Annotated in this window: 8 protein-coding genes; 7 read left to right on the top strand and 1 reads right to left on the bottom strand. The window is 46.9% G+C overall.

Features of this window, described 5'->3' with window-relative positions; translation table 11 throughout:
- Nucleotides 1-83: 83 nt before the first annotated feature.
- A complete protein-coding gene (gene clpB / locus J7K63_04330; GenBank protein MCD6234249.1) occupies nt 84-2,672 on the bottom strand; it encodes an ATP-dependent chaperone ClpB in 2,589 nt (862 codons plus the stop codon).
- 165 nt (nt 2,673-2,837) lie between these two features.
- On the opposite strand from clpB, the gene J7K63_04325 reads away from it, so the two are divergent.
- From J7K63_04325 to J7K63_04295, 7 genes are all read left to right on the top strand, one after another.
- Complete coding sequence (locus tag J7K63_04325; protein ID MCD6234248.1) at nt 2,838-3,305, top strand: DUF2147 domain-containing protein; 468 nt, start codon at nt 2,838-2,840, stop codon at nt 3,303-3,305.
- A gap of 223 nt (nt 3,306-3,528) precedes the next feature.
- Nucleotides 3,529-5,511: an excinuclease ABC subunit C gene (locus J7K63_04320; GenBank protein MCD6234247.1), complete on the top strand. Its 1,983-nt coding sequence runs from the start codon at nt 3,529-3,531 to the stop codon at nt 5,509-5,511.
- Nucleotides 5,508-7,508 (top strand): hypothetical protein, encoded by a 2,001-nt coding sequence (locus tag J7K63_04315; protein MCD6234246.1) that lies wholly within the window; start codon nt 5,508-5,510, stop codon nt 7,506-7,508. Before J7K63_04320 ends, J7K63_04315 begins: the two co-directional genes overlap by 4 nt.
- A gap of 19 nt (nt 7,509-7,527) precedes the next feature.
- Nucleotides 7,528-8,187 (top strand): fumarylacetoacetate hydrolase family protein, encoded by a 660-nt coding sequence (locus J7K63_04310; GenBank protein MCD6234245.1) that lies wholly within the window; start codon nt 7,528-7,530, stop codon nt 8,185-8,187.
- Between the two features lie 77 nt (nt 8,188-8,264).
- On the top strand, nt 8,265-9,935 hold the full coding sequence (locus J7K63_04305) for a formate--tetrahydrofolate ligase (GenBank protein ID MCD6234244.1): 1,671 nt from the start codon (nt 8,265-8,267) through the stop codon (nt 9,933-9,935).
- A 95-nt stretch (nt 9,936-10,030) separates the two neighbouring features.
- Entirely contained in the window at nt 10,031-10,411 is a 381-nt protein-coding gene (locus tag J7K63_04300; GenBank protein MCD6234243.1) for a response regulator, read from the top strand.
- A gap of 104 nt (nt 10,412-10,515) precedes the next feature.
- Nucleotides 10,516-12,567: family 20 glycosylhydrolase (locus tag J7K63_04295; GenBank protein ID MCD6234242.1), on the top strand; the 2,052-nt coding region annotated here is incomplete at its 3' end.

The raw sequence follows: 12,567 nt of genomic DNA, 5'->3' as shown, positions 1-12,567 counted from the left end.
CAGTCCGGGGTGCATGAGGGGCAAAAAAGACTGTCCCCGGACTTCAGTCCGGAGGGGCAGAGAGAAAGGGATTTCCCCGGACTTCAGTCCTGGAAAGTATCGATATGCAGTTCCCCATTCTCCATTTTCAGCACATATTTTTTCCCGGGGATAATCTTGCCTTCCAAAAGGGCCTGAGCCAATTGGTTTTCCACCTCCCTCTGGATAATGCGTTTTAAAGGACGGGCACCGAAATCCGGGTCATATCCCTTTTTTGCCAGATAATTCCGGGCACTTTCATCCAGGTCAACAAAAATGTTTTGCTGAATGAGCCGTTTTTGAACCCTTCTGAACTGGATATCCACAATTTTTTTCAGTTGTTCAGGTGTCAATGCATGAAATGTCATGATTTCATCGATCCGGTTAATGAATTCCGGTTTGAAATGTTGCCGTATCCGGTCGCGCAAACGGGGATCCAGGGTGTCGTAAGAGGTGCCTTTTTCAAAGACATCTCTCCCCAGATTTGATCCGAGGTTCGAGGTCATGATAATCAAAGTATTGCGGAAGTCCACCGTTCTTCCCTTACCGTCTGTAAGTCGCCCGTCATCCAGTATCTGGAGCAGGATATTGAAGACATCCGGATGGGCTTTTTCAATTTCATCCAGCAGAATCACGGAATAAGGCCTGCGGCGGATACTTTCTGTCAGTTTACCGCCTTCCTCATATCCTACATATCCCGGAGGTGCACCAATCAGCCGGGCTACGGAGTGCCGTTCCATATATTCGGACATATCCAGTCGCACCATGGCATTTTCATCATCAAAGAGGAAATTTGCCAGAGCCCGGGAGAGTTCTGTTTTTCCCACGCCGGTTGGCCCCAGAAAAAGGAAAGATCCGATAGGCCGGTTTTCATCTGCAAGTCCGCTCCGGCTTCTTCGGATGGCATTTGAAACGGCTTCCAAAGCCTGATCCTGTCCAACAACCCGTTCGTGCAGGTGTTTTTCCAGTGTCAAAAGTCGTTCATTCTCCGATTGCAGCATACGGTTTACGGGAATTCCGGTCCACCGGCTGACGACTTCGGCGATATCTTCCTCATCGACTTCTTCTTTTAACAGGGGGGATTCTCCATGGAGTTTTTTCAGTTTTTCCTTTTCTTTTTTCAGTTTTTCCTGCATTTCCACCAGGGCACCATAGCGAATTTGGGCTACCCGTTCATAATCTCCCCGGCGCTCAGCGTCTGCTTCCTCTGCTTTCAGCTTGTCTATACTGCCCTTCAGATGCTGAATCCCCTGGATAAGTGATTTTTCAGACATCCATTTGTTTTTCAGGTTTTCCAGTTTTTGGTTAAGGTCAGACAGTTCCTGATCCAGTTTTTTCAACCGTTCGGCTGAACGGGCATCCTTTTCCTTTTTCAGAGCCTGTTTTTCTATCTCAAGCTGAATACGACGGCGTTCCAGTTCATCCAGTTCTTCCGGCATACTGTCAATTTCTACTCTGAGGCGGGAGGCAGCCTCATCTACCAGATCAATGGCTTTATCCGGGAGAAAACGATCAGAAATATAACGGTCTGAAAGTCGGGCTGCGGCCACCAGAGCTGCATCCGTTATCCTTACTCCGTGGTGGATATCATACTTATCCTTGATTCCCCTGAGAATGGAAATCGTATCTTCAACTGAAGGCTCGCTCACATAAATTTTCTGGAAACGGCGCTCCAATGCCGAATCCTTTTCGATATATTTCTGATATTCATTCAGGGTTGTAGCCCCTACACAGTGTAACACACCCCGGGCCAAAGCGGGTTTCAGCATATTACCGGCATCCACGGCGCCTTCGGCATTCCCGGCGCCAACAATGAGGTGCAGTTCATCAATAAACAGTATAATTTGACCGTTGGATTTCTCAACTTCTTTCAACACGGCTTTGAACCGGTCCTCAAATTCTCCGCGGTATTTAGCTCCTGCCAGAATAGATGAGATATCCAGCATGATGATCCGTTTGTTTTTCAGGGATTCGGGGACATCTGCATTGACAATTCGCTGTGCCAAACCCTCAACAATAGCCGTTTTCCCCACACCCGGTTCACCGATTAAAACAGGATTGTTCTTCGTACGACGAGCCAAAACCTGAATAGCCCGGCGGATTTCTTCGTCTCTCCCAATAACAGGATCCAGTTTCCCTTCACGAGCCCGCCGGGTTAAATCCACGCCAAATCGTTCCAGCGCTTCATATTTTGATTCGGGATTTGCATCCTGTACCGTCTGTCCTCCACGGATTTTTAGAAGGACAGACAAAAAGACATCTCTGTCCAGTCCTGATTCTGAAAATAGTCCGGACAGACTTTCCTGATCCATCAGGGCTAAAAAGAGATGCTCCACGCTCACATACTCGTCCTTCATGCGGACAGATTCTTTTTCAGCCTGCCTCAAAACCAGTACCATCTCCCGGCCCAATCTCCCCTGGGTGACTTTTCCCAGACGGGGGAGTTTCCGGATTTGTGACTCTGTCTTTAGGATTATATCTTCCAATGAGGCATCACTGAGTTGGATCAACCGGGAGATGAGTCCATCCTTCTGTGTCAGTAAAGCATGCAGCAAATGAACCGGAAGAATCTCCTCCTGCCCGTATTCCTCAGCAATAAACTGGGATTGCTGGATAGCTTCTCTGCTTTTTTCCGTATATTTATCAAAATTCATAGCAACACTCCTTTCTTTTTATACAAGATATACTCAAAAGGTATGCCAAAACGGATAATTCTGCCATTGTGACAACTTGGGTAAAATATTATGTCATTATGGCGGTTTTATTATGCCTTTGGGTCTCCGTATATTATTACATATAACCAGTAACAGGAGGGAATAATGAAAAAAATCGTGTTTGCAGGTCTGGTTCTTTTTTTAATGATCCTGGCCTTTCCCCTTTATGCTGCATCTGGTGATGATGTGGTAGGATTGTGGTATACGGAAGGGAACGATTCAAAGGTGGAAATTATCTGTGACAAGGATGAGTACCGGGGAAAAATTGTCTGGCTTGAGGAAGAGGTTTATCCTGCCGATGATCCGGATGCCGGCCAAACAAAGCATGACCGGAACAATCCTGATGAGGAACTCCGCCTTCGCCCGATCCTGGGCCTTGAGATTGTATGGGGATTTTCCTATAACGAAAAGAATGAGAAATGGGAAAGGGGACGCATTTATGATCCGGAAAGCGGAAAGACCTACAATTGCAATATGTGGCTCGATGAAAAGGGCAATCTGAATGTGAAAGGGTCTTTGGATAAATGGGGACTCATCGGCCGTTCAACGATATGGACACCTGCCGGCGAATAACTCTGTAACCCGATACATATTTCCTGAAAGCCTGCCTGAAGCGCAGGCTTTTTATATATAAGCATGAAAATTCTTTTTATATCAAAGAAGCGACACGCTCTACCCGGTTCACTTTTTTCCGAGCTTTTCACTCACAGGCTCGTCAGCATATCCAAAGAATCTGACAAAGTATTAAGAATGATGTTGATAATTTTAGGCTTCATTCATTAGTGGTGAGTTGATCATGAAGTCGGCGCTTGAGCTGTTGCAGACCGTGGCCTGTCTGGAAGTTAGCATCGCTGAGCTTCTCTCCCCCTCTCTCCCTGCCAACATAAAAGCTCTTTCAATCTATATGCCTTTATGCTATCTTAAACAAATGGACACCTTAGAAAAGAAATTAAAGCAAGTACCCCGAAAACCGGGTGTTTATCTTTTCCGTGATGAAAAAGAGGAGATTATTTATGTGGGGAAGGCCCGGTTATTGAGGCATCGTGTTCTTTCCTACTTCCGGGGTGAGGCGTCGGATCCTAAAACAAGTGTCATGATTTCGCATGTGCGGGATATTGAATGGATTATTACAGACAGTGAAACAGAAGCGCTCCTTATGGAAAATAATCTTATTAAAGAATATACTCCCCGCTACAATGTTCGTCTTAAAGATGACAAGTCTTTCCCATTTATCCGTTTTACAAATGAACCCTTCCCGCGCATTTTTGTTACACGAACGGTGGAAAAAGACGGCTCCCGCTATTATGGCCCTTATACAGATGTCCGCCATGTAAGGAAATTACTCCGTATCCTTCACCGTACATTTCCCCTTCGGACCTGCAGTTATAAACTGGACGAGGAAACTGTCCGAACAAAGAAAATCCCCTTGTGCCTGGAATATCATCTGCATAATTGTGAAGGACCGTGTCAGGGACTCATTTCAGAAGATGAATACAACACTATGGTGGAACAGGTTATCCGTTTCATTGAAGGGCATACGGAAGAGACTCTGAAGGTGTTGACAGAACGGATGCAGGAAGCAGCAAAAAAACAGGCCTTTGAAAAGGCCGCACGCTACCGGGATCAAATCCGGGTGATTCGAAAATCTCTTCCCAGACAGAATGTTATCCACACTGATTTTGAGGACCGGGATGTGATTGGGATGGCGGTTTCGGAAGAGACGGCCGTGGTGGCCCTTTTTCGAGTCAGGGAAGGAAGGATTATTGCCAGAGAGACTTTTACCCTTCAGCAAACCGGAAACCGGACTCGCAATGAACTTTTAAAGGAATTTCTCCGCTCTTATTATCTTGAAACACCATTCATTCCCCGGGAGGTATTTTGTGAGCTGGAGGATGAAAAAGAACTTTTTGAGGATTTTCTCAGCACCCGTGCGGGAAAACGGGTTTATATGATGACACCGGAGCGCGGAGATAAGGCCAGATTGCTGACATTAGCCCGGAAAAATGCCGATATAATGCTGAAAGATCTCATGCTGCAGCGGATGAAACGGGATATGCAGCCCGGAAAGATTGTTCTGGCTCTTCAGGATGCCTTGAATCTGGTGGCGCCTCCCATGCTGATTGAGGGGTTTGATATCTCAAATATTGAGGGGTCGCATATTGTGGCATCCTGTGTGGTTTTTGAAAACGGCCGGCCCCGTAAATCCGATTACCGGAAATTTATTATTCGCGATCTGAATCATCCCGATGATTTTGCCGCCATGTCCCAGGTGATTCGCCGCCATTACTCCCGGAAACTGGAAGAAAAGGGAAAACTGCCCGATCTGGTGCTGATTGACGGGGGAAAAGGGCAGCTTAACGCGGCAAAGCAGGTGCTCAATAAACTTGGACTGCACCACATGCCCGTCATTGGACTTGCCAAACGGCTCGAAGATGTTTTTATTCCCGGTTATGCCAATCCTCAAAATATTCCCAAAACATCCCCTGCACTCTATCTGCTACGGCGAATACGGGATGAAGCCCATCGTTTTGCCATTACTTTTCACCGGAAACGCCGGGATGATGCCATGGTTAAGAGCATTCTGGATGAAATTCCGGGTATCGGCCCGAAACGGAAGGCAAAAATTTTCGGTGTTTATCCATCCGTACATGAAATGATGCAGGATGAGGAAAAGGAAATTGCGAAAAAAACAGGCATATCCTTAACTTTGGTATCGGATATGATGGCATATATTCGCCGGCATTCTCCCATGAATGCAGAGAAGAAAGGTAAAGCGTGACTTCAAAAAAACAACCCTACACCGGAGAAGAACTCGAAAGGGTTCAATCTCTGTTAAATCGAGAACCCCGTCCACTTGAAATGAGCATTTACTCCCGCCTTTGGGAGGAAGAGTGCAGTGGAAAGTACTCCCGTTCCCTCTTGTCCGAACTGCCGTGTGACAGCTCCCGTGCGGTGAAAGAACATCCGAAAATGCTTGAGCTGGGGGATAATTATCAGATGTTGTTTCAGGTTACACCCGACATGGAAAATTCGGAACGTTCCTTTGCCGAATTGGGTGCCCGGAGTATCGGGGCTGCAGTGTTCGCCCATGGGGGAGATGATAAGGATGTAGAAAAGGCATTACATCCCTTGGCACTCTCTGCATACGCTGCCGGTACACCCATCCTGAAAGTCTGGAAATCAGGGATTGCCCGGAAGCATCCCACTTTGAATGTGGCTTCTTTCGCCCTGCTCAGAAATAAAAAATTCCCGTCAACGGTCCTTCAGACCTCCGGAGCGGAGATCTGGTGGATTCACACGGGCCGGTCTGACAGTGTTATGGAAGAAAGGGTTCGTACCATTCGCCTGAACGAAATGATGATTGCACTCTCACGTCATCCCTGGCTTTTATCGGCCAGCCATGTCCAACGGCCCGGACTTCTTTGCACCTTGGTGAATATGATGGGAGAAAGGCGTCTGGGAATGTATCTGGATACTGAATCCTGGGATGAAGAACCTGAAGAGATGCTCCTGGGTAAAAACCCCGGAGGATTTGTCATCTGTTTCCGGCGCACCTTTGAACGGGAAGTCAGGGAAATATTATCCCGCTATGATGCCGAAAGCATCTCTCTGGGACGTTCTACTCATGACGGGAAACTGACAGTTGTGGATAACCGGGAGGATATCGCGGTGATTCCCTTTGACCATCTTCTGCATTACAGCGGTGAACCTGTCCACCACAATGAATCTGAACGGGTGCTGGAAGTTAAAAACAGGCGGACGCGTAAGGATGAGAACATTCCTGAACCCGAGGATTATGCCGGTGTTTTGAAAAAACTCCTCACCTCACCACGAATTCACTTTTATGATTCCTCACCGGCGATGGTGGATTCCACAATCAGGGGGAATACGATTTGTACAAGCTGTGAACAGCCTTTCCTGCGACTGAAAGGAAGCAGCAAAATATTGACCCTGGCTATGACTATCCAGGATTATCACCATGAACGGGATGCACACGTGGCAGCTTATAATGCAGTGGTCAGGGCAAGTCGCCAGGTTGCCTGTCTCGGTGCGGAAGTCCTTGGCGTCGCCGTCTCTTTTATGGAAGGGAACCCGGAAAAAAGCAACGAATATTTCCGCTTTCTGGATGCCGTCAGAGGTGTGGCAGGCGCAGCAAAGGCATTGAAAATACCCGTCATAGGCGAACAGATTGAATGGTATAATCTTTTTGTAAAAGATTCCCCGGTTGTGGCTGCTGCCGGTGTTTTGGAATCGGGATCCCAGTGTGTGAAGCCTGGTTTTCAGCATGACGGAGATTTTATCTGTATTCTGGGGAGTTTTCGTGGAGAACTGGAATCTTCAGAGTATGTCCGGTTTATTCACGGTGTGGATAACGGACGGCTCGTTCCGGCGGACGGGGATTTTACGGCCCATCTGAATATGGCTCTGATGCAGGCCGCCCGGGAACAAATCCTGAAATCTGCCCTGGATATGGAAAAAGGCGGATTAGCCGTGACCCTGGTGAAAAGCGCTCTCCTGAATCCTGAAAAAGTCATGGGTTGCGATATCTATACTATGCGGAAAATGCGGGATGACGCCCTGCTTTTCGGAGAAAGTATGTCGACGGTTCTCATTACCCTGGAAGAACACAAACTGATGGATATGGAACGAATTGCCAATGATTTCGGGGTAACCTGTACAACCGTCGGACGAGTCCGCAAACATGGCAGAATCACATTCAACGATCTGTTTGATTTGGATTTGAACGAATTACGAGAACTCATAAACCAATCCTGACCTTGTTGGAGAACCTGTTATGACACACGCTATTCTTCAGCCTGTGGAAAAAGCCTTTCACGTTTCCAAGATCTTAGGGGTGGGACACAATTACCGGGATCGTTTTATCGAAGCCAATTATCAGGATGTTCACCTGCATCCCGTGATTTTCATGAAGCCGTCCCAAGCCATCGTGCACAGTCCGGGACCTGTTGGACTCCCATTTTATTCAAATTTAGTGGAGTACGAGGCTGAGGTGACTCTGTTAATCGGTACAAAAGGCCGGAATATTGATGAAACAGAAGCCTCCGGACTCATTGCCGGTGTCGGTGTGGGAGTAGATCTTACGGCCAGGGATGTCTTAAATGAAGCCCGAAAAGAGGGCCGGGACTGGACCGAAGCCAAGTGTTTTGATCAATCTGCACTTATTTCCCATTTTGTCTCGGTTCTCCATTTCCCCCGCCTGGATAATCTGCATTTCCGCCTTTTTCAGAACGGGATTTTGCGGCAGAATGGCAATACTGCTGGCATGATCTATAAAATCCCGGAAATTTTGGCCCATATCAGCTCTATTATGACCCTTTTGCCGGGAGATATAATCTTTACCGGGACCCCCTCCGGTGTGGGTGCTGTTTCCTCCGGAGACCGGCTCCTGATTGAACTGGAAGACGAGATCTCAGAGGAATTCCTGATCCTGTAGGGAATTCAACCGTAACCCCTTAAAAATCAACACATCTTATCGTAAACACATCCTGAAAATATAGCCGGGAGGTTTCTATGTTGTCCGATATTGATATTGCCAAAAAAGTGAATCTGAAACCAATCACGGACATTGGGAGGTCTTTGGGGCTGGAAGAAGGTGATTTGGAATTATATGGCAAATACAAGGCCAAGATTTCATATTCCGCCCTGGACAAACTCCGGGAACGTCCTGAAGGGAAACTGATTTTGGTATCTGCCATCACTCCTACACCGGCAGGTGAAGGGAAAACAACCGTATCAATCGGACTATCGCAAGCTTTAAACAAAATCGGCGAAAAGGCCATGGTTGCCATCCGGGAACCCAGTCTGGGACCGGTATTTGGCATTAAAGGTGGTGCTGCCGGCGGAGGTTATTCCCAGGTGCTTCCCATGGAAGAGATCAATCTTCATTTTACGGGGGATTTTCATGCCGTGACGGCAGCCAATAACACTCTTGCAGCCCTGATTGACAATCATATTTATGCCGGAAATGAATTACAGATCGATCCCCGGCGGGTTACCTGGAAGCGGGTTCTGGATGTGAATGACCGGTCTTTAAGGCATGTAGTGATCGGACTGGGGGGACGGACTCAGGGCATTCCCCGGGAGGATGGATTTGATATTACTCCTGCATCCGAAATCATGGCAATTCTCTGTCTGTCCAAAAATCTGGCCGAACTGAAAGAACGAATCGGGAATATTACCATTGGTTTTACCTACGACGGGAAACCGGTACTGGAAAAAGAGCTGGGATATGAAGGTGCCATTACAGCCCTGCTGAAAGATGCTCTGAAACCGAATCTTGTCCAGACAACGGAAAACACTCCGGCTCTGATCCATGGTGGACCTTTTGCCAATATCGCCCAGGGTGCCAATAGTATCATTGCAACCAAAGCAGCCCTCCGCATGACGGATTATGTAGTCACCGAAGCCGGCTTTGGATTTGACCTGGGTGCTGAAAAATTCTTTGACATTGTATGTCCCAACGGCCCAATGTGTACTTCTGCCGTTGTTTTGGTGGCGACCGTTCGTGCCCTGAAACACCACGGCGGTGCAAAACTCTCTGAACTGAGCAAGCCGGATGTGAAATCTTTGGAAAAAGGACTTCCAAATCTGGGCAAACATCTTGAGAATATTAAAAAATTCGGAATGGAATCGGTTGTAGCCATCAACCGTTTTGCTACCGATACAGAAGAAGAGCTGAAAATTGTTGAATCTTACGCCCGGAAACATGGATTTGATGCATCCATTGTGGATTTCTGGTCCAAAGGAGGAGAAGGTGGACTCGAACTGGCTGAGGAGGTTAAACGGCTGGTGGATGATAAATGCTGTCAAATGCATTCTCTTTATGACTGGAAAGATCCCGTTGAAGACAAAATCAAAACCGTTGCTACAGAAATCTACGGGGCGAAGGCCATTGATTATACATCAATAGCCAAAAAGGATTTGAAAAAGATCAATCGGTATGGCTATAATGAACTGCCGGTATGTATTGCAAAGACACAGAAATCTCTTTCTGATAATCCTAAACTCCTGGGCCGTCCGGAAAATTTTCTTGTGACTGTCCGTGAAATTCTCATTGCTTCCGGGGCAGGTTTTGTGATTCCCATTACCGGTGATATTATGCGGATGCCGGGACTCCCGAAAGAACCGGCAGCGAAAAAAATCAATGTTGACGATACAGGAAGTATTGAAAATCTTTTCTGAAACCCATTGTTAAACGTGTCATATTCACTTAATTCTTATTGCCGGAATGATGAATTACTCTTACCTTTATCTGAATAATAATCATTTTTAAAGATGTGAAAAACAATAGACCAACGAAAACAATCCTCATTGCAGAAGATGAAGCCATCAACAGAATGTATCTGGCGGAAATTCTGAAGGATAAAAAATACAGAGTCCTTGAAGCTGAAGATGGGAATCAGGCGGTAGAATGCTGCCGGAATAATCCGGAAATTGATCTTGTTTTGATGGATGTCAAAATGCCCGGACTGAACGGCTATCAGGCGGCAGAGCAAATCAGAACCTTTTGCCCTGACCTGATCATGATTTTACAGACGGCTTTTATCTCAGACAAATCGGAAATTGAAGGTCCCGAAGACCTCTTTCAGGATGTGATTGAAAAGCCTATTATGGAAAGCCGTCTCTTTGAGATGTTGAATGCTTATCTCTCTTCATAAATTTACACAGTGAGAAGCACTCTGATCTGAATCCTCCGTTGTAAGTCAGCAGAAACAATGATATTTTATTCCAGTGCTTTTTTATCAGCTTAAGGAGATTTTCCATGATACACCGTAAATATGCAAGTCTTATATTATTTTTATTTATTCTTTTATTGGTCAGGGGATTGCCCGGGATGCCGGTATTGGAACGGGACCATTCATTAATGCCGGTGCCCAAAGAGCTTATCTGGGAAAGTGGAATATTCCGCCTGGATGACTCATTTTGCATCAATGTGGTGGGTGAAGCCGGAGAGCGCACTTTTAAGGCGGCAACCCGCGCATTACGGAGACTGAGCGGGCGGACCGGACTCTTTTTCGATCAGGATTTTATAACTGGAATCAACCAGTCCCCGGAAGCCGGACTTGAACTTATGTGTTACCGGCCCGGTGAATTGAAACTGGGAGAAGATGAGTCCTACCGGCTTCGGGTCAGTTCGCGGGAAATGATAATTGAAGCGGAAACGGAACTTGGTTTAATGCATGGACTTGAAACCTGGTTGCAATTATTGGAGTCGGATGATGAAGGATATTTCTTTCCTGCAGTGATTATTGAAGATGAACCACGTTTCCCCTGGCGTGGACTCATGATTGATGTGTGCCGTCATTTCCAGCCGCTCCATGTGATTTTGCAGAATATCGATGCCATGGCGGCTATGAAAATGAATGTCCTCCATCTACATCTCTCCGAAGATCAGGGGTTTAGGGTGGAATCCAAAGCATATCCCCTGCTTCATGAAAAGGGTTCGGACGGGTTATATTTTACACAATGCCAGATTCGTGAGATTGTGAATTATGCTGCTGAACGGGGAATCCGGGTTGTGCCTGAGTTTGATATGCCCAGCCATACAACAGCCTGGTTTGTGGGATATCCGGAACTGTCCAGCAAGGATACAAGCTATACTGTTGAAAGAAGCTGGGGAGTAAAAGACCCCGGAATGAACCCTGCCAGTGAATTTACTTATGCTTTTCTGGATACCTTTATTGCCGAAATGAGCACCCTTTTCCCCGATCCCTATTTTCATATCGGAGGGGATGAAAATAACGGAAAATGGTGGAAAGAAAATCCGGATATTGTGTCATTTATGGATTCCATGGGCTTTGAAACAACCCATGAACTCCAATCCTACTTTGTACAACGGGTTCACAATATTGTCAGAAAACACAACCGGATTATGGTGGGATGGGGTGAAATTTACGACCCGGATATGCCTCAGGATGTGCTGATTCATTTCTGGTGGCCCCGGATGAAAGAGATGGAAGAAGCCCTCTTGAAAGGATTCAAAGCGATTGTTTCCAATGGTTATTATATCGATCATTTCCGGACAGCTGAATATCACTACCTGATGGATCCTGTCAGACCGGAGTATGTAACGGATTCTTTGGCAGCCCGGAATATTTTGGGGGGAGAGGCGGCAAGCTGGGCGGAATTTGTTACCGAAGAACTGACCGGACTCCGTATCTGGCCACGGACAGCTGCCATTGCCGAACGGTTCTGGTCACCGGCCCATATCCGGGATGTGGAAGATATGTACCGGAGACTGGAAAAGGTCAGCCTTTGTCTGGAAGAACTGGGACTGGATCACCTGAAGAACCGGGACATGATGTTGCGGCGCCTGGCCGGGCAGCAGGATATTGCTGCACTGCACGTTTTGATCGGAACAGTGGAACCTTTGGAATACTATGCCCGCCACAGGGCGGTGGAACAAAAAAAATATGTGCAGCATGCACCTTTAACTCGACTGGTAGATGCCGCCTGGAGCGACGCCCCCGATGCACGAAACTTTCGCTTTCTTGTCCGGGATTATTTGCAGGAACCTTCCAAAGAAAAGGAAAAACAAATCCGGAGTATCCTGTCACGATGGGCGGGGAACCATAAAAAATTGGCACCTGTGATTGATGCAAACCCCATCCTGTGGGAAATTCGCGGACTCAGCGAGGATCTTTCCCGCTCTGCCCGGATCGGTCTTAAAGTCCTGGATAAAAAAAACAGCTGGTTTGGCTTGTCATCGAAAGATGCTGATGAATACATTCAGGAACTGGAAAAAATGAAAATCCCCCGGGGTGAACTGATACTGCAGCATCTCGATGCGTTGATCCGACTTGTAGAGAACGTT

This window comes from Candidatus Neomarinimicrobiota bacterium, from assembly GCA_021157965.1.
GTDB lineage: Bacteria > Fidelibacterota > Fidelibacteria > Fidelibacterales > Fidelibacteraceae > Fidelibacter.
Note: the sequence above shows the minus strand (reverse complement) of the source record. Positions and strands in the feature narration are given on the sequence as shown.

Coding starts and splice junctions, on each gene's coding strand:
- J7K63_04305 (MCD6234244.1), top strand. CDS start 8,265: ATGTTGTCCGATATTGATATTGCCAAAAAAGTGAATCTGAAACCAATC.
- J7K63_04310 (MCD6234245.1), top strand. CDS start 7,528: ATGACACACGCTATTCTTCAGCCTGTGGAAAAAGCCTTTCACGTTTCC.
- J7K63_04325 (MCD6234248.1), top strand. CDS start 2,838: ATGAAAAAAATCGTGTTTGCAGGTCTGGTTCTTTTTTTAATGATCCTG.
- clpB (MCD6234249.1), bottom strand. CDS start 2,672: ATGAATTTTGATAAATATACGGAAAAAAGCAGAGAAGCTATCCAGCAA.
- J7K63_04320 (MCD6234247.1), top strand. CDS start 3,529: ATGAAGTCGGCGCTTGAGCTGTTGCAGACCGTGGCCTGTCTGGAAGTT.